General features: G+C 72.2%; 17 protein-coding genes. 9 read left to right on the top strand and 8 right to left on the bottom strand.

The window, feature by feature from the left end; all coding sequences use genetic code 11:
* Positions 1–43: 43 nt before the first annotated feature.
* Positions 44–346 (bottom strand): hypothetical protein, encoded by a 303-nt coding sequence (locus KR546_RS12380; protein WP_238445023.1) that lies wholly within the window; start codon positions 344–346, stop codon positions 44–46.
* Positions 343–1299, bottom strand: coding sequence for a trypsin-like serine peptidase (locus KR546_RS12375; protein WP_238445022.1), 957 nt, complete (start codon positions 1297–1299; stop codon positions 343–345). The genes KR546_RS12380 and KR546_RS12375 overlap by 4 nt, the downstream gene beginning before the upstream one ends.
* Positions 1300–1504: 205 nt before the next feature.
* Between KR546_RS12375 and KR546_RS12370 the strand changes: the two genes are divergently transcribed.
* The 9 genes from KR546_RS12370 (at position 1505) to KR546_RS12330 (ending at position 10832) form a co-directional block, all read left to right on the top strand.
* Positions 1505–2236, top strand: coding sequence for a hypothetical protein (locus KR546_RS12370; RefSeq protein ID WP_238445021.1), 732 nt, complete (start codon positions 1505–1507; stop codon positions 2234–2236).
* Positions 2237–2285: 49 nt separating this feature from the next.
* The gene (locus KR546_RS12365) at positions 2286–3299 is read left to right on the top strand and encodes an endonuclease/exonuclease/phosphatase family protein (RefSeq protein ID WP_238445020.1); all 1014 of its coding nucleotides are present in this window, start codon (positions 2286–2288) and stop codon (positions 3297–3299) included.
* Positions 3300–3664: 365 nt separating this feature from the next.
* Positions 3665–6514 carry a cation-translocating P-type ATPase gene (locus KR546_RS12360; RefSeq protein ID WP_238445019.1) on the top strand — a complete coding sequence of 950 codons (2850 nt, stop codon included), beginning with the start codon at positions 3665–3667 and terminating at the stop codon, positions 6512–6514.
* A gap of 160 nt (positions 6515–6674) precedes the next feature.
* A complete protein-coding gene (locus KR546_RS12355) occupies positions 6675–7388 on the top strand; it encodes a GAF and ANTAR domain-containing protein (protein ID WP_238445018.1) in 714 nt (237 codons plus the stop codon).
* Between the two features lie 335 nt (positions 7389–7723).
* Entirely contained in the window at positions 7724–8158 is a 435-nt protein-coding gene (locus tag KR546_RS12350) for a hypothetical protein (protein WP_238445017.1), read from the top strand.
* Positions 8155–8598: a hypothetical protein gene (locus tag KR546_RS12345; protein ID WP_238445016.1), complete on the top strand. Its 444-nt coding sequence runs from the start codon at positions 8155–8157 to the stop codon at positions 8596–8598. Before KR546_RS12350 ends, KR546_RS12345 begins: the two co-directional genes overlap by 4 nt.
* Positions 8599–8773: 175 nt before the next feature.
* A complete protein-coding gene (locus KR546_RS12340) occupies positions 8774–9742 on the top strand; it encodes a sugar phosphate isomerase/epimerase family protein (protein ID WP_238445015.1) in 969 nt (322 codons plus the stop codon).
* A 243-nt stretch (positions 9743–9985) separates the two neighbouring features.
* Positions 9986–10291, top strand: coding sequence for a Dabb family protein (locus tag KR546_RS12335; RefSeq protein WP_238445014.1), 306 nt, complete (start codon positions 9986–9988; stop codon positions 10289–10291).
* 109 nt (positions 10292–10400) lie between these two features.
* Positions 10401–10832, top strand: coding sequence for a response regulator (locus tag KR546_RS12330; RefSeq protein ID WP_238445013.1), 432 nt, complete (start codon positions 10401–10403; stop codon positions 10830–10832).
* On the opposite strand, the gene KR546_RS12325 is transcribed toward KR546_RS12330, so the two are convergent.
* From KR546_RS12325 to paaA, 6 genes are all read right to left on the bottom strand, one after another.
* On the bottom strand, positions 10769–11908 hold the full coding sequence (locus KR546_RS12325) for a PAS domain-containing sensor histidine kinase (RefSeq protein WP_238445012.1): 1140 nt from the start codon (positions 11906–11908) through the stop codon (positions 10769–10771). The two genes, KR546_RS12330 and KR546_RS12325, sit on opposite strands and share 64 nt — an antisense overlap.
* Before the next feature lie 28 nt (positions 11909–11936).
* Positions 11937–13412 (bottom strand): response regulator, encoded by a 1476-nt coding sequence (locus tag KR546_RS12320; RefSeq protein WP_238445011.1) that lies wholly within the window; start codon positions 13410–13412, stop codon positions 11937–11939.
* A gap of 215 nt (positions 13413–13627) precedes the next feature.
* Entirely contained in the window at positions 13628–14200 is a 573-nt protein-coding gene (paaD, locus tag KR546_RS12315) for a 1,2-phenylacetyl-CoA epoxidase subunit PaaD (RefSeq protein ID WP_238445010.1), read from the bottom strand.
* A complete protein-coding gene (gene paaC / locus KR546_RS12310; RefSeq protein WP_238445009.1) occupies positions 14197–15099 on the bottom strand; it encodes a 1,2-phenylacetyl-CoA epoxidase subunit PaaC in 903 nt (300 codons plus the stop codon). Before paaC ends, paaD begins: the two co-directional genes overlap by 4 nt.
* 1 nt (position 15100) lies before the next feature.
* Positions 15101–15475 (bottom strand): hypothetical protein, encoded by a 375-nt coding sequence (locus tag KR546_RS12305; protein ID WP_238445008.1) that lies wholly within the window; start codon positions 15473–15475, stop codon positions 15101–15103.
* Positions 15472–17412, bottom strand: a complete 1941-nt coding sequence (paaA, locus tag KR546_RS12300; protein WP_238445007.1) for a 1,2-phenylacetyl-CoA epoxidase subunit PaaA — start codon at positions 17410–17412, stop codon at positions 15472–15474. Before paaA ends, KR546_RS12305 begins: the two co-directional genes overlap by 4 nt.
* Positions 17413–17500 lie beyond the last annotated feature (88 nt).

The following is a 17500-nucleotide window of genomic DNA, read 5'->3' as shown; positions in this document are numbered from 1 at the left end:
CCGGGTCACGTCATGGCCACCACGAGTCGAGCCAACAGCGAGGTCAGGGCCGGCCGGTGACAGCCCGGACCTCGAGCGTCCGGCCGGACAGTCGCCCGATGATCACGCGTGGTGTCGTGGTCCAGGTCGTGTCACCGGTGGTGGCGGTGCCGGGCAGCGTGGAGAGCTCGATCCCGGACACCGGGATGGTGGATCCGCCTGGCTGGGGTGGGAAGGTCTCGCCGAGGCGATCGCAGAGCACGGTGTGTCCGCCCTCGTCCACCAGGTGGCCACGCACCGTGACGTCCTGGTCCGGGGTCGGCGGGTCGGCGAGGAGGCCTCGGACGGTCCGGGCCTGGTCGTTCACGGGTGGGCGCTCTTCCATGCCCGGTAGTTGTCGAAGGCCGGCCGCGTGATCCGCGTGGCCGAGTTGAACGGGCTGGGCCCGGTCCCGTAGGCATGGATGCCGAAGGCGGTGCGGTTCCCGGACGAGATCCGGTACACCGCGCTGCCGCTCTGCCCGCCGAACGTGTCGATGTCGTAGTACACCTTGCGGGTTCCGACGTCGGTGACACGTCGCGCCATGTACCACTGGGTCCCGGAGGGCTTGTCTGCCGGGTACCCGGCGAGGTTGCCGTACAGCCCGTCCAGGGTGCTGTCGCTGTAGGCGCCGAAGCCCAACCACCCGGTCTGGGACCCCAGGGGGTCGGGCAGCACGATCGCGCCGTAGTCGAACTCGTCGTCGCCGTCGCGGGTCCAGCCCCGCACGCTGTGGAAGCGGGTCGAGGTCGACGACCCGTACGGGAGGTCGGACCCGTCACGGCCGGGCATCACCTGGATGGAGCGTGCCCACCCGTGCCGGGCGGGGTTGGACGACCGGATGAAGACACAGTGGCCCGCGGTGGCGAGGACGCGTGGCCCGATGAAGAATCCCGTGCCCACGTAGCGGGTGCCGTCGCGGGCAGTGATGAGCAGGCTGGCGTGCGCTCGCCAGGGGAAGCTGCTGGCCGGCGAGATCTGGCGTCGTTCATCCTCGCCGATGACGGACTCGGCCCGCACCACCGGGACGTCGAACGACGCCTCGGCGACGTCCGGGAGTCCGTCCAGGTTCGGTGCCGTCTCGACCGCTTCGGCGCTGGGCTCCGGGGTGGGCGGCTCGTAACCCTGGACGACTTCGAGTCCGTCCTCGCCCGCGGTCTCGACCCCGTCGGCGTTGCCGGTGTCGGACTCCGCCTCCACCTCGTCGAGCAGCAGGTCGCCGTTGGAGACGGGTTCGTCGCCGGCGAGTCGGACCGTGTCCTCGTGTGCCGTGTCACGCATCGATCTGCCTGTCCGTCGTTTCAGGGCTGCCTCGGAAACTGTGGAGTTGGCGGGCGGTGTCGTTGATACCTGCACGGAGGCCTCGACCTCGACCACCGACGAGATCGGTCCACGGGATCAGCGAGTATCGTCCGGTGGTCCCGTCGGTCCGACTCGGTGGTGGCCGACGGTCGGAGCCCGGCGCGTCCTCGAGGAGTCACCCACGATGGCACGATCCACCCGCTCGACGTCGACGAAGAAAGCCGGGTCGAGCACGAAGGCCACGTCCCGGCCCCGTCGACCCTGGTGGCGGGCGCGCCTGCCGCTGTGGAGCCTGCTCGCGGCCGTCGCCGTCGGCGCCCTGGTCACCTGGCTGCTGATGCGGCCGACGGGCATCGAGGCGCGGGTCGCCGAGCTGGAGGCCGAGCAGGCCGCCAACGACGCCACGGCCACCCAGGAGCTGTTGGCCGCGGCGGACGAGTCGGCCCCCCGGATGCAGGCCGTGCTCGACGAGATGGCACCGACGCTTCCACAGGTGGCCGACGGGCCGTTGGGGCCGGCGCCGGACGACAGCGCCACCACCGCGCCGGAAGCGGCCCCGGCCACCGAGGAGGACATCCAGAGCTGGCGGGACGAGGTGGCGTCGATCCGCGATCGCATGGCCTCGATCGGCTCGGCCGGCAACGAGGTGAACATCGGCCGGACCGCCCTGGTCAGTGCCGTGGACCAGCTCGGCGACGCCGTCGAGCTGTACGCGGTCGCCCTGACCCTGGACGAGGACCAGGCGGCTGCGGTGCTCTCCCGGGTCGCGGCTGCCCGGATCAACGTGGTGGAGACCTGGGTCAGCGGTGCGATCCAGGTCGACATGCTGGCCATCGACACCGGCAACGGTCACCTGCACGTGTCGCTGTCGGCCGTGCCGGGCCAGGAACCGCCGGACGACGGGGGCGAGGGATGAGCCGGGCCGGCGGGTCGGCGGACCGAACCGACGAGGGTCGGGACAGCTGATGCGCATCGTCAGCTGGAACATCGAGTGGATGAACGACTGGTTCGTCGGGGGCGGCGCGGTCGCCTGGCGTGACCGGCACACCGGCATCGCCGACGTCCACGCGCTGGCCGACCGGGTCGCCGGTGTGGTCGCCGACCTCGAGGCCGACGTCGTCGCCATCCAGGAGGGCCCGTCCGATCGCCGCGAGATGCAGCTGTTCCTGGACGACCACCTCGCCCCGGTCACCGGGACGGGCTGGCACCAGGTCGGCGGGCTCGACGGGGGCGCGCAGAAGCCCTACCTGCTCGCGCGCGACGGTGGGCCGTTCGGGGTCCCGATGCTGGCCGTCGACCCGGCGACGCAGGCGTTGTTCGAGCCGTGGCTGGTCGACGTCGACGGCGACCTGGCCCTGGCCGACTACCAGTTCACCCGTGACCCGCTGGTGGTCGACGGTGGTGACGGGCACGGAGGCGAGACGCGTCTGGTCGTGGTGCACGCCAAGTCCAAGTTCGTCAACCAGGCACGGGCCCTGTGGGAGGATCCGGCGCGACGGCCGATCTTCATCTCGGCCGCGGTCACCAACCGGCGCCGGATCTCGGCCGAGGCCATCCGTCTCCGGGACTACCTCGACGAGATCTTCGACACCGACCCGGACCACCAGGTCGTCGTGGCCGGCGACCTCAACGACGGGCCGGGCTTCGACTACTTCGAGCGCCACTACCTCACCCACGGCGTGGCGGACCTGGTCCTGGGATCGGTGTTCCGCAGCGAGACCCAGTACCGCCACGCCGTGGTGGACCGCTACCCGGCCGACCTGGCCTGGACCGCGATCTTCGACGACTTCGTCGACGAGATCCCCGACCGTCGCGTCCTGCTCGACCACGTCATGGTCTCGCCGTCCCTGGTGGCACGGCTCGGCGACGCGGGCATCGCCCACGACGCCTGGGAGGCGGCGATCGACCCGTCCCGGCCCGTCGAGGATCGCGACCACGTGGCCTCGGACCACCGCCCGGTGGTGGCCGACCTGGCCTGAGCCGGGCATGCGAGCCACCAGCGCGCGTCGCGACCTCGCTGGTGCCGCCCCTGCCGGTGATCGGGCTGACCCTCGAGTTCGTCCCCCGCGCGACCGTCGGTGGTTGACGAGTCGACGGGCCGAACGTCGCGGGCAGAGCAGGCCCTTCGCCCCTGCTGCGGGGCAGCTGCCCCCGCGACCATGGCGGTCGCCGGCAGGAGCTGTCGTCATGTCCAGGCCCTCGGACCGTCGACCACCCCGTGTCACCGCGCTGGTCGTGGTGCTCACGTTCCTGGGTCGACCTCGACGGCCTCGACACGGGCGAGGTGTCGACGGACCGGCGCCGCCCGGACGCGGGCCAGCCACGGCGGGATCGGGTAGGGCACATGTCGCGGGGAACTGAGGCCGTCGCGCGCCGTCGCACCTCGACGGACGCCACGGACGCCACGGCCGCCGACGTCGCGGCCGCTCGGGAGGTCGATCCCACGCGCGGGCTCGGCGTCGACGAGGCCGCGCGTCGGCTGGCCCGCCACGGCCCCAACACCCTGCCCGACGTCCGGCCGGTCTCGACGTGGCGCCGCCTGCTCGCCCAGGTGCGCTCGCCCCTGGTGCTGTTGCTGCTGGTGGCCGTGGTCGTCTCCCTGGTCGTCTGGCTGGCCGAGGGACGGCCGGGCGTCCCGGTCGACGCGGTCGTCATCACCGCGATCGTCGTGGCCAACGCACTGCTGGGACTGGTGCAGGAGCTGAAGGCGGGCCGGGCGGTCGCGGCCTTGCGACGACTCGCCAGCCCGACGGCGACCGTGGTCCGCGCCGGGGTCCGCGTGCGGGTCCGGGCCGCGGACGTGGTCCCGGGTGACGTGCTCGTGGTGTCGGGCGGTGACGTGGTGGCCGCCGACGCCAGGCTCGTGGGCGCCTCCGGCCTGCGGGTCGCCGAGGCCGTCCTGACCGGCGAGAGCGCGCCGGTGGACAAGGACGCGACGTCCGCTGAGCCGGCCACCCAGGCCAACGCGCCACTCGGTGAGCGGCGGGACATGGTCTTCGCCGGGACGGCGGTGGTCGAGGGTGACGGCACGGCCGTCGTCACGAGGACCGGCAGCGACACCGAGATGGGTCGGATCGCGGACCTGTTGCACCGCACGCCCAGCGTCCCCACCCCGTTGGAGGCGGAGTTGGCGAGGCTCGGGCGGATCCTCGGGGTCGGCGTGGTGGTCGTGGCGGCGATCGTGGTCGGGACCGTGTCGTGGTCGACGCCGCCGTCCGGCACCGAGGACCTGGTCGAGGTCCTGCTGCTCGGCGTCTCGTTGGCGGTCGCCGCCGTCCCGGAGGGGTTGCCGGCGGTCCTGTCCGTGGTGCTCGCCCTGGGGGTGCGGCGGATGGCCGCGCGCAACGCGATCGTCACGCACCTGTCGTCGGTCGAGACGCTGGGCTCCGCGACCGTGGTCTGCACGGACAAGACCGGGACCCTGACCCGCAACGAGATGGCGGTGGAGCGCGTCGTGACGCCCTCGGGGGAGGTGGTGGTCACCGGCAACGGGCTGGTGCCCGACGGTGCGTTCCTGCTCCCGGACGGGGCGCCGCTCGGTGCCGGAGCCCTGTTCGACGAGGTCGCCACCCTGCTCGGGGCGGCGGGCCTGGCCAGTGACGCCGACCTGCACGAAGACGACGGCCGCTGGGTGCTGGTCGGCGACCCCACCGAGGGTGCGCTCCTGGTCGCCGAGCGCAAGCTCGGGACGGCGGACGGTCGCCGGCAGCGGTTCGACCGGACCGACACGATCCCGTTCTCGGGTGCCCGCAAGCGGATGTCGGTCATGGCCCGTGACCGCGAGGGCGACGACGAGCGCCCCCTGCTGGTGACCAAGGGCGCACCGGACGTGCTGCTGGACCTGTGCACCCATGTTCGGGTCGGGGGCGCGGTGGCGGTGCTCGACGACCGACGGGCCGAACGGATCCGCGCCGAGATCGACCGCCTGGCCTCGGCTGCCTACCGGATCCTGGGCGTCGCGGCCCGGCGACTCGACGAGCCACCCGACCGGCTCGGCGATTCGCTCGAGCACGACCTGGCATGGCTCGGGATGGTCGGGATCATCGACCCGCCGCGGGCCGAGGCAGGGCCGGCGATCGCGTCGGCGAGGGCCGCCGGCGTGCGGGTCGTCATGATCACCGGTGACCACCCGTCGACCGGTCGGCGGATCGCCCGCGACCTCGGGATCGTGGACCGCGACGGGCCGGGCACCGGGTCCGGGCGACCGGTCGTGCTGACCGGGCCGGAGCTCGACCGGCTGGACGATGACGGGCTGGCCGACGCTGTCCGCGAGGTCGCCGTGTTCGCCCGGGTCGCGCCCGCGCACAAGCTGCGGATCGTCCACGCCCTCCAGGCGGACGGCGAGGTGGTGGCCATGACCGGGGACGGGGTCAACGACGCCCCGGCCCTCAAGGCAGCCGACCTCGGGGTCGCCATGGGTCGCTCCGGCACCGACGTCGCCCGCGGAGCGGCACGGATGATCCTGGCGGACGACGACTTCGCCACCATCGTCGCGGCGATCCGCGAGGGCCGGGGGATCTTCGACCACGTCCGCAGCTTCCTGCGCTACCTGCTGTCCTCCAACACCGGCGAGGTCCTGGCCCTGTTCGTCGGCGTGGTCGCCGCCGGATGGCTCGGCCTGTCCGGCCACGGCGACGGGATCGCCGCCCCGCTCCTGGCCGTCCAGATCCTGTGGGTGAACCTGCTCACCGACCTCGCGCCAGCCCTCGCCATGGGGCTCGACCCCGTGTCCGACGACGTGATGGATCGCCCGCCGAGACGTCGTGGTGACCGGGTGGTGGACGGACCGATGGTCCGCGACGTGCTGGTCATCGGCGCCGTCATGGCGCTGGTGACGCTGGCCGCGGTGGACCTGTACCTCCCCGGCGGGATGCTCCCCGGGACGGAGGACCTCGCCACCGCGCGGACGGCCGGGTTCACGGTGTTGGTCCTGGCCCAGTTGTTCAACGTGTTCAACGCCCGCAGCGCGCGACATGGCCCGTTCCACGGCCTGTTCACCAACCGGTGGCTGTGGGTCGCGGTCGTCGCGTCGGCGCTGGCCCAGGTCGCGGTCGTCCACGTGCCGGCACTCAACGTGGCCTTCTCGACGGTGCCGCTCACCGCTGGCCAGTGGATGGTCTGCGTCGGGCTGGCCTCGCTGGTGCTGGTCGTCGGTGTCGTGCGGCACGCCACCAGGTCGTGGCTCCACGGGTGACCGGCTGGCCCGGCCCGCGGCGGGTGTAGGGTTCGGGAACGGTCCGGTCGCCCCGTTCGGGGCCTCCCGGCCGTACGGCAGCCATGGCTGTCCAACGTCGATGCCGGGTCCCCGGTCGAGGCGTGGCCCGACGTGGGTCGCTCGCTCGGGAGGGACCCGCATGGTCGACCACGATGCACTGTTCACGGCGATGACCGCCTATGCGGACGCGATGTTGGGGCCCTACCGCGTGGGCGAGGTCCTGTACCGCCTCAGCGACCAGGCCGTCCGCGTGCTGGGCGTCGAGGGTGCCGGTGTCCTGGTGGTGGGCGAGGACGGGTCGTTGGGCTTCGCCGCCGCGACCGACGAGCGCGTCGCCCACATGGAGGCCACCCAGGAGGCGGGTGACCAGGGACCCTGCCACGACGCGTTCCACCAGGGCGCACCGGTGGTGGTCCCTGATCTCGGCGACGAACAACGGTGGCCGGTCTTCCGCCGGGTGGCGTTGCAGGAGGGCTGCCAGGCGGTGGCGGGGCTGCCGATGCCGGCCCGGGCCGACCGCGTCGGGGCCCTGAACCTCTACCACCTCCGGCCGCATGCCTGGACCGACGAGGAACTGCAGGTCGGCCAGCTCCTCGCCAACCTCGCCTCGGGCTACATCCTGCACCACGTCGAGATGTCCGACAGCAGGGACGTCGTCGGCCAGCTGCGACAGGCGCTGGACAGCCGCGTGGTCATCGAGCAGGCGAAGGGGATCGTGGCAGCCCGTCGTGGAGTTGCGCCCAGCGCGGCGTTCGACCTGCTGCGCACGCGCGCTCGCTCGACCCAAACCGTGCTGCACACGCTGTGCCAGCAGGTCGTGGACGGGGTCGACCCGGGGCCGCCGGCGACATGAGCCGCGCCTGCCGCCCCCACCGCCACGCCCCCCACCACCTCGCCCCGACGTCGGCAGCGCCGCGCCACGGCCGTTCGGGGGGTTGACCCCGAGGCCGGCGCGACGCATGATCGACGTGCTCCTTCTGGACCCCGAGGAGCGTCCTCCCAGACCTCGGGGATGTTCGTGTCGAGTTGGCGGAGCCTGCTCGACATCCGTGTCCAGAGCAGGAGTTGCATGATGTGTTGTCGTTTCCCCCTCTCCCCACGTCGCGCGCGTGTGCGCGACCTCCCCGCGCGGACGAGCGCCATCCCGGCGTCCGTCCGATGCCTGCACCCCGGCGTGGGAGGGCTCGCATGAGTGTCCTCCCCGGTGTCCGATGGGCCTTCGCCGACTGGATGGTCAACCATCGCCCCCATGACCACGTCGAGGTGCCGCTGCCGACGGTGATGTCGCGCCAGCGCACCGGTGCGTCCGTCGACCCCGCCGTCGAGTGCTGGACGGTCGACGAGGTCCTGCGTGCCCTCTGGGACGACCCCTCCCCGGCCCCCCAGAAGGTCGCGGTCCTGCTCGGCCTCCCGGCGGGGACCAGCCATGGACGGGTCGCTCGATTGCTCGCGCAGGCCCGGGCCGAGGATCCTCGCCGCAGCTGGCCCGACGTGGTGATGCAGGTGGCCTGTCGTCCGCTGCGGGCCGTGGCCGGTCGCCACGTCGGCGCGCCCCACGCGACGAGCGGCACCCGCTCGTCCACCGGGGCGACACGCCGACGGAGCCTGGAGGCGAGGCAGTGACCGCCATCGCCGAGGCCGACGAGGATTCCGACCTCTCCCGACGTCGGACGGTCGCAACACCCCGGCGCGACGACGCGCTGTGGACCTTCGCGGACCGGGACGGCGCGGCGCACTGCCTGCTGGGCTACACCGTGCTCGGCACCGACCGAAGGATCGGCCGTGTCACGGCCGTGGTGTACCCCGCGGGCCGTGCCCGCCTCGAGGTGACCGTGCGACGCCGACCCGCCACCGGCGTGCGGACCATCCCGGCCGGCGTCGTCGCCACGATCGACCATGCCGCCCAGCTGGTGCTGCTCAACCTCCCCCGGGCTCACGTCGAGCAGGCGCCGCGCGGCGTCCTGGCCCCTGACGGGGACCCCGGACGGGGTGTGCTCGGCGCGGGCCTGCGGGACCACTACCGGGACCACCTCCACCGGCCGACCTGGCCCGCCAGGTCGTGACCGGACCGGCCCCTTCGTTCGGCCACCGACCGAACGTTGGTACCTGTTCCGCAGATGATTCGTAGCGTGCAGGAGAAGACGGGGCCCGTGCGGCGCCCCGGACGGAGCGCGACGACGGCCGCCCGCCGCCTCGCGATCCGGGATGAGCAGGACCCGACCGAGCGAAGGACATCTCGTGCACACACGACGAACACTCACCTCCACCGTGCTGGCCGGTGCACTGGCCCTGGGCGGCCTCGGACTGGCCAGCGGGGCCTCCGCGGCGCCACCGGACGACGTCGGCAACGCCGACTGTGCCGGGCGTGGCCTGCCCGAGGCCAAGATCGGCGTCCAGCAGTACACGTACGGCCCGGTCCTGTTCAGTGAGGACCCGGCGATCGAGGACGTCATCGCGCACATGTCCGAGTTGGGCATGCGCAACGTCGAGCGCTTCGGCGGCACCTTCGGGCTGTCCATGGAGGAGTACGGCGACCTGTGGGACGACTACCAGGTCCGGCCGGTGGCGAGCCACAGCAGTCTCGACCTCGACACCTGGGACCAGACCCTGGCCGACGCGAAGGCCCTGAACCAGAAGTACGTCGGGTCCGGCGGCTTCGGTGGACCCGGGTTCGGCTCGCTCGAGGACACCCTGCAGACCGCCGAGAACCTGAATGAACTCGGTGAGCGTGCCCTCAAGCAGGGCCTGCGGCTGTACGTCCACAACCACGACCGCGAGTTCACCACCACCTACATGTACGACCTCGACGGTGACGGCGACCTCGAGGAGACGCCGGTCATCGAGATCGTCCTGGCCGAGACCGACCCGCGCTACGTGTCGCTCGAGCTGGACGTCCACTGGGCCCGCATCGGGCTGGCCGGCGGCCGTGGCAGCGACGACCTGGCCGACAACCTCGCGGACCCGTCGAACCAGGAGATGCTGGTCGACTTCATCGAGCAGTACGAGGACCGGATCGTGTTCCTGCACGTCAAGGACACCACGACCGATGGTGGCTTCGCGGACGTCGGTGAGGGCACGACCGACTGGGGCGACGTGTTCCGGGCGGCGACGTCCGTCGAGCACTACTTCATCGAGTACGACTTCCCGCCGGATCCCTACGCCTCGGTCGAGGACAGCTGGGAGTACCTCACCTGCCTGACCTTCTGAGGCAGCTGGGTCGGTTCGCCGTGATCAGCGGCGGGTCGGCAACGACGCACATGACGGGGCACCCGGCGACGGCGGGTGCCCCGTCCGGTGTGCTGTTCCCGTGCCGGCGCGGGATCCAGGACGTTGCTGCGGCGTGCCGCCGCGCTAGCGTGCCGACACAGTTCGCACGGCCCACGGTGGGGCGGGCCCCCAGCCTGCGCAGCCGAGCGCTCGACCGCCTGCAGAATCCCGCGAGGACGACCCATGCTCGACGACGACGCCACGATCCGACACACGGTCAGCTTCCGGCTGCGTCCGGAGGCCGACGAGGACGCCTTCCTGGCCCGGTTGGCCGCGCTCGCCGACATCGACGGGGTCGAGGACTTCCAGTTGCTGCGGGACGTGGGCGACAAGAACGACTTCAGCCACGGCGCGACGATGGTGTTCGCCGACCGGGCCGCCTACGACGCATACAACGACCATGCGGACCACCAGGCCTTCGTGGCCGACGTGTGGATGCGGGATGTCGAGGACTTCCTGGAGGTCGACCACCAGCGCCTGGGCGGCTGACGGGCCACCGACGACGGGCGTCGGTCGTCCAACGGACACCCCGCGATCGATCCGCGGGGGTTCGGCGATGCGGCATGCTGGGGTCGTCGGGACCCACCAGAGGCGAGGCATGACCATCCGCGTGTTCGTGGTCGAGGACCATCCGGTCATGCGCGAAACCCTGCGGGACTACCTCGGACTGGTGCCCGACATCGAGGTCTGTGGCATGGCCGGCAGCGCCGAGGCAGCGTTGCGCGACCTGCCGGACGCAGGTGCGGAGGTGCTGCTGCTCGACCTGGCCCTGCCGGGTCGCAGCGGACTGGAACTGCTCGTGGACCTGGGTGACTTCGCCGATGCGCCGGCCTCGGTCGTGCTGTCGGGTCACGCGGAGCGGAGCCACGTCGCACGGGCGCTCGAGGCCGGCGCGAACGGCTACGTCGTCAAGGGCGACCCGGCCCAGATCCCGGTCGCGATCCGCCGGGCGGCGGCCGGCGAGCGCTACCTCGCCGCATCGCTGGAGACCGGGGCCGCCGGTACGACCACCACGACGCGTGACCCCTGACCGACCTCCGGGACGCCGACCTCCAACGCGCCCCCCAACAGCCGCAGGCGTTCGCGCGCACTCGCGAGACCCAACCCGTGGCGTCCGTCCTGGTCGAGCTCGACCACGGTCGGGTCGATCCCGCGTCCGGCGTCGACGACCGTGACCCGCACCGTCCCGTCGTGTTCGTCGACGTGGACCTCTGCCCGGTCCACGCCAGCGTGCTTGGCCACGTTGAACAGCAACTCCCGCACGATCTGGAACACCACGATGCGTCGTGCCGTCGGCGTCACGTCGACGTCCCGGTCGGCGGTGATCGCGACGTGGAGGCCGTGCAGGTCTCGCATCTGGCTGCGGAGCCACTCCAGCGCGTCGGACAGCCCCTCGTCCCGAAGGAACGGCGGGGAGAGGTCCACGGTGAGCTCACGGGTCCTGCGGATCGCGTCGTCGAGGTGGTCCAGCGCCCGAGACGTCGCCCGGCGCACGCCGTCCAGGTCGTCGACGTCCGCCCGGTCCTGGACGAGGGTCATGCGCATCTGGATGCCGTAGAGCAGTTGCTGCAGGTCGTCGTGGAGCAGTCGTGACAGTCGCTCGCGCTCGCGCTGTTCGGCCATCGTCATGGACTCCGACAGGCGTCGGACCTGGCGGGTTCGGCGCTCCACCCGGTCCTCCAGCTCTTCGTGGAGCTCGGCCAGGCGGTCCTCGGCGCGACGTCGCTCGGTGATGTCCCGGAAGATGGCGGCGACCCGATGGTGTTCGGGCTCGTCGACCGGGAACGCATAGACCTCGAACCATCGGTCGCCCAGCTCACCGCTGTGCTCGACGAACCGTTCGGGCTGTCGGGTGCGGGCGATCCGACCGTAGATCGTGAACCAGTGGGACTCCATGTCCGGCTGGAACTCACGAATCGTGCGCCCGGCGGCGTCGTGCAAGCCGGTGTGGTTCGCGAATGCCGGGTTCACGTCGAGGAAGCGGTAGTCGACGGGCTCACCGTCGTCGTCGTACAGGACCTGGAAGACGCAGAAGCCGTCGTCGATCGCGTCGAACAGGGCACGCCGGCCCTCGCTCGGGGCCAGGGGAGGATGCTCCGACCTCATCGCGACCACCGATCGCGCGGGTGCGCCCTCACGGGCGGAAGTCGGTGTCGACGATCGCGCGGGCGACGTCGTGGAGGCGTGCCTCGTGCGCTCGCGCCCAGCCTCGCAGCACGCAGAACGCCTCCTCGACCCCGATGCCGCGGTCGGCGGCCACGAACGCCTTGGCCTGTTCGATCACGACCCGGCTGTCGAGGGCCCGCTGGAGCTGCTCGGTCAGCCGCTCGGTGTCCTCGAGCCGATCGCGCAGCGTGGAGGCGTCACGTCGCCTCCCCGCGAGGTTGGCGATCCGGGCCCGGAGCTCGGCGACGGCGAACGGCTTGGTCAGGTAGTCGTCCGCGCCGTGGCGCAGCAACCGGACACGGAGTTCTTCGTCGGTGCGTCCGGTCAGCATCACGACCGGGACGTCGGCCAGGTCGGGCTGGTGGCCCAGCGCCTCGACCAGCTCCTCGCCGCTGGCCCCGGGCAGGACGACGTCGCACACGACGAGGTCTGGCTGGACCAGTCGCACCCGTTCGAGCGCCTCCTCGGCCGTCCCCACCGACTCGACCCGGTACTCCTCGGCCAGGACGGCATCGAGGAGGGCACGCAGCTGGTCGTCGTCCTCGACCATCAGGACGACCGGCCGATCCGCAGGACAGGTCGTGTCGACCCGCGCCGGCGCCGGGCCCTCCGCGCCGTCCCGTCGGGCTGCGCCGCCCGCTGCCGCGTCGCGCGAGGTCCGGGCTGGTCGTCGTGACGACGCGACATCGCCATCCAGGACCGGGTCGGGTGACGTCGGGCCCGTCGGCGACGAGGGGGACGTGATCGGCAGGCACAGCTCGACCCGACCCGGAGCCATCGTGACGGAGCCGGCCTGGGCCGTGACGACCTCGTGTGCAGCCGCCACGAGTGGGCCGGCGGGCTCGGCCGCAGCGTCGCCCGGGCCTGAGCCGTCGCCACATGGTGTCCGGACCACGACCCTGAGCATGCCGTCGCTGTCGGCCGTGGTGGTGATGTCGATGCGCGCGCCGGGCTCGGTCCGCGCGGCGACGTCCTCGACCAAGACCTCCAGCGCCCAACCGACGGTCGCGTGGTCCAGCGAGGACTCGCCGGTGACGGGCAGGTCGACGGCGAGGCACCGGTCGTGGAGCCGGCACTGCAGGGGTGTCACGACCGTCCGGACCAGCGTGGCGACGTCGGTGGGCCTCGGTCGCAGGACCGACGGCCAGCAGGCCACCTCCGCGAGACGCTCGAATTCGTCCCGGACCCGCGCGACGTTGTCGCGCGCGATCGCCAGGTGGTGTCGCTCGCGATCACCCAACTCGGTCGCGGCGTCCAGGAGTTCGAGTGGGGCGGCCACGAGGCTCAAGGGTGTGCGGACCGCGTGGGCGACGGCACGCACGGCCCGTCGACGGACCTCGGCGAAGGGAACGGCCGGCCCGTGGTCGGCTCGGTCGGATCCTCCGTCCGGGCCGGGGACGGCGGTCGGGGGAACGACGTCGCCCATGATGTCACGGAGGTTCATGGCAGGCTTCCTCCAGCAGCGGAGTGCAACACGATGACTGCCCCAGTCGTACCCACCGGGGCGGCCTCGGGGTCCGGGAGGTCGCTTCCCCTTTCGGGGAGGATGATGATTCCCGATCCCGGCACGGATTTCAAGCCGGAGGACGGACCCGAACGCCCACCCGGCGCACGATCGCGGACGGGCAGGAACGAGGCGCCACCCCTACGTGGTCCGGGTCAGGACTTGAAGCCCTCGAAGGGCTGGCGACAGTCACGGCAGTAGCGCACGTCGCGACACGGCGTGGGCCCGAACATGCCGTCGCGCTCGGTGTCCGTCGAGCCGCAGTACGGGCAGGGTCGGGGCAGGTCCGGCGGAGCACCGACCGACGGCAGGACCGGCAGGCTCGGCAGGGACGGTCGGTCTGCAGGAGGCGCGATCCCGAAGCCTCGCAGGGCCTCGTGGCCCGCCGGCGTGATGCGATCGGGGGTCCAGGCGGGGGCGTGGAGGAATCGCACCGTGACCTCGGCCACGCCGGCCACCGCCGACACGGCCGCGCGGACGTCGTCGCCGATCACGTCGATGGCGGGACAGCCGGAGAAGGTCGGGAGCAGGTCGACGTGGACGGCCCGGTCGTCGAGGTCGACGGCGTGGACCATGCCGAGCATCCCCAGGGTCACCGCCGGCAGCTCCGGGTCGGGCACGGCCTCGACCGCCGCACGCACGTCGGCGAGGTCGGGCGCGGTCGCACGTCCCCCGGACGCGGCGGAGCGGCTCGACCGGTCGGTTCGATGGGTGCTCGTCGTGGTCACCACTGTGCTCCGGGGTGGGAACGGTAGAGGGTGGTCATCTCGGGCCAGACGTCGGCGGTGAAGTCGTCGGAGTGGACTCCGTGGCGGCCGCCGGGCCGGTCGAACAGCCCGTCGGCCGAGCCGGTCCGCAGGGAGCCCGGCGCGATGTCGCCCAGCCCGACCGCGTCCAGCGACGCGGCCACGAACTCCGCCCAGCGCGCGAACATCGTGGCGAACGACTCGGGCAGCAGCCCGGACTCCCGTGCGACGTCGGCCCCGACCGAGGGCTCGAACAGCCACATGGCCTCGGGCAGTGCCAGCTCCAGGCCAGCACGGAACCGGCGCCGCGGCTCGTCCCCGCCACCGGTGAGCCGACGGAACCACAGGTCCGCGTGCTCGAGGTGGTAGCGCTCCTCGTGGAGCAGCTTGGCGGCCACGGCCGCGACGTCGGGATCCGACGAGTCGACCAGGGTGGCGAGCCGGACGGTGTCGGCGTGGTCGTACAGCCAGTGGCGGGCCAGCGTGTAGGCGAAGTCCCGGGGAGGTCGCTCGCACAGCACCGCGTGGCGATAGCCGTCGGCCGGGCGTCCCAGCCCGAGGGCGTCCACCTCGGCGCGGTCGACCTCGCCGTTGTCGGGGGTCAACAGCACCTGGTACCAGACGTCGGCGTGGTTGACCTCGTCCTGGGCGATGGTCGAGAAGGCCAGGTCCTCCTCGATCGACGGCGCGACGCCGGTCCAGTGGCTGGACCGGTGCCCGGTCACCAGTTCGTCGTCGGCGATCGCCAGCAGCAGCTCCCGCCGCGCCGTCGTCGCGTCGACCTCGCCATCTCGTCGAGTGTGCTCACCACGGCCGTCGACGGCCGCGATCCGCTCACTCGACTGGGTCGGAGGCTGTCGGTCAGGGGTCCGGTCGGGCATGTCAGCTCCGTCCCGGGGCGGGTTGGTCGGCCAGGTGGCCGCGGCCGCGGGCACGGGCGGCCTCGCGGGCACGCTCGCGCTTCTCGCGGAAGCCCGAGTAGCCGGCCTGGAGGCGGTAGGTCATGTCGACCTTGCGGTCCAGGGTGGTGGGGTCGCTGACGAGGTGGAAGGCCTCGGACGCGACCACCGCGTACTCCACGCCCTCCTGGTGGCGGACGTGGGTCTCGCGGGCCAGCACCAGGGCGGACTCGGGGTCGGCGGCATGGATCGTGCCGGCGTGCTCCAGTCGGCTCTGCCAGTTGCGACGGGTGAACACCTCGAAGCTGGCGTGGGTCGTGGGCGCAGGGGACGCGGCAGGGTCGTCGTGGTGGCTCATGCGACCGTCACCACCCCGTCGTCGGCGCCCATCAGGACGTCTCGGATCCAGTCGTGGTTGTCGTGCATCAGCTGGCGCCACCACAGCCGGGTGCGGGTCGCCTCGGTGCCCTCGCCCTTGACGATCGCCTTGAGCCGGTCCCAGTCCGGCTCGGTGTAGATCCAGACCTCCTCGTCGGGGTCCCAGCGAAGTTGGTCGTCCGGCAGCTCGAGGCCCATGTCCCACATCTTGGGGATGTACTGGCTCATCCACGACTGACGCGAGGTCTCGTTGGTCTGCGGCTTGATGCCCCAGTGCATCGAGGGGTCGTCCTCGGCGGCCACGTCGGTGCCGAAGAAGTGCATGATCGGCTCCCACCAGCGCGTCACCGCCTCCTGGAGCATCGCGAACTGCTCGTCGGTGCCCGACGCCAGTGCGAGCATGATGTCCTCGCCGTGGCGGTAGTGCAGCGACTCCTCGGCGACGACCCGCTTCATGACCCGCACGTAGGGCCCGTAGCTGGTGTCGAGCAGGGCCCGCTGGGTCACGATCGCCGCCCCGTCGACCAGGAAGCCGATGCAGGCCACGTCCCCCCACGTGTGGGTCGGGTAGTGGAACACGTTGTGGAACGAACTGCGTCCGTGGACCAGGTCGTCGTACATCTGGCGACGTGGCTTGCCCAGCGACTCGGCGACCCGGTAGATCAACTGGCCGTGCCCGACCTCGTCCTGGACCTTGGCGGCCAGCGAGCGCTTGCGCTTGAGCGTGGGGGCCCGTGCGATCCACTCGCGCTCGGGCAGGGCACCCATGATCTCGCTGTTGGCGTGCATCTCGATGAACTTGAGGTTCAGGCGTCGGTAGGTCTCGGGCATCCAGTCGTGCGGCTCGACCAGTCGCCCGTTGTGCACCTGCTCGAGGAACTCCTCGACGCGCTTCGGATCCTCCTCCTCGGGGATGGCCGTCGCCCCGTTGCCTCGTCGAGTGTGCGCATCGCGGTCACCCGTGGCCGCGTTCGGCACGCTCGACGTGTTGTCGTCGGGGGTGCGGGTGTCGGGACGGGTGCCGGAGTCGGCGCGGGCGGCGGTCGGGACGGGCTGGTGCGTCGCGTCGAGGTTGGAGCGGTGCGGCGGCACGGTGCCGTCCGGGTCGGCGTCGGCGACGAGGCGGTCCCAGTGGGCCCACGCCGGGGCCTCGAGCGCCCGGTAGCGCGACAGGAAGACGTTCGCGGCCCGGTCACCGAGCCAGTCCTCGGGCAGCAGCGCGTCGGGCAGGCCGGGGTCCAGGAACAGGAACTTGCGCCACTGGTGCACCAGTTCGACCCGGGCGCGGAAGGCGGCCTGGTCGTCGCCCTCGTCGACCTCGGGCGGGGCTGCCGACAGGAACGCGGCGTGGGCCGTGCGCAGGTCCGACAGGTCGTAGGCGCGGGCGGCCAGGGCGGCGTCCTCACCCTCATGCTCGGCGGTGAACACCTCGACGTCGCCGGCCACCTTGTGGGCGTCGAGGACGACGTCCAGCCGGGTGCCGAGGTCCCACGGGCACACCCACGTGCCGCTGCCCAGCGACCCGAACCCGAGCCACTCCAGCTCGCGGCGCAGGGCCTCGCGGGCGCCGCGCTCACGTTCCGGGAAGGTGTACATCAGCATGCGCCACTGGCCGTCCCAGCCCAGGTCACGCTGGAGGTAGATCCGCTCGGCCGCGTCCTGGAAGCGTTGCTGCCCGACGTCGGTCAGGCGGTAGCGCGCGAGCCGGCCGTGGCGCGAGGCGGTGACGAGGCCCTCGTCGGACAGCCGTCGCAGTGCCTGGCGGACCGTGGTGTCCGACACGTCGAAGGCGGCCATGGCCTCGGTCAGTGCGCCGAGCCACGCCTGTCCACCGGACGGACGCACCACGTCGCCCAGGACCGTGATCAGCAGCGAGCGGGTCGAGGAGGTGGCGGACACGCGGGGGCGATCGGGCACCGGGCAGCCATCGGTCGGGACGGGGGTGGACGTCCCCAGCGTGTCGCGTCCTGTGACGCCTGTCAATCCCTCCCTCGGATTGGTGTCA

The sequence above is a fragment of the Salsipaludibacter albus genome (assembly GCF_019798055.1).
GTDB lineage: Bacteria > Actinomycetota > Nitriliruptoria > Nitriliruptorales > Nitriliruptoraceae > Salsipaludibacter > Salsipaludibacter albus.
Note: the sequence above shows the minus strand (reverse complement) of the source record. Positions and strands in the feature narration are given on the sequence as shown.

Bases quoted from the DNA above. Each gene is read 5' to 3' on its own strand.
- KR546_RS12330 (WP_238445013.1), top strand. From the start codon at position 10,401: ATGACCATCCGCGTGTTCGTGGTCGAGGACCATCCGGTCATGCGCGAA.
- KR546_RS12350 (WP_238445017.1), top strand. From the start codon at position 7,724: ATGAGTGTCCTCCCCGGTGTCCGATGGGCCTTCGCCGACTGGATGGTC.
- KR546_RS12325 (WP_238445012.1), bottom strand. From the start codon at position 11,908: ATGAGGTCGGAGCATCCTCCCCTGGCCCCGAGCGAGGGCCGGCGTGCC.
- KR546_RS12365 (WP_238445020.1), top strand. From the start codon at position 2,286: ATGCGCATCGTCAGCTGGAACATCGAGTGGATGAACGACTGGTTCGTC.
- KR546_RS12320 (WP_238445011.1), bottom strand. From the start codon at position 13,412: ATGAACCTCCGTGACATCATGGGCGACGTCGTTCCCCCGACCGCCGTC.
- KR546_RS12355 (WP_238445018.1), top strand. From the start codon at position 6,675: ATGGTCGACCACGATGCACTGTTCACGGCGATGACCGCCTATGCGGAC.
- KR546_RS12335 (WP_238445014.1), top strand. From the start codon at position 9,986: ATGCTCGACGACGACGCCACGATCCGACACACGGTCAGCTTCCGGCTG.
- KR546_RS12360 (WP_238445019.1), top strand. From the start codon at position 3,665: ATGTCGCGGGGAACTGAGGCCGTCGCGCGCCGTCGCACCTCGACGGAC.
- KR546_RS12370 (WP_238445021.1), top strand. From the start codon at position 1,505: ATGGCACGATCCACCCGCTCGACGTCGACGAAGAAAGCCGGGTCGAGC.
- KR546_RS12305 (WP_238445008.1), bottom strand. From the start codon at position 15,475: ATGAGCCACCACGACGACCCTGCCGCGTCCCCTGCGCCCACGACCCAC.
- KR546_RS12375 (WP_238445022.1), bottom strand. From the start codon at position 1,299: ATGCGTGACACGGCACACGAGGACACGGTCCGACTCGCCGGCGACGAA.
- paaC (WP_238445009.1), bottom strand. From the start codon at position 15,099: ATGCCCGACCGGACCCCTGACCGACAGCCTCCGACCCAGTCGAGTGAG.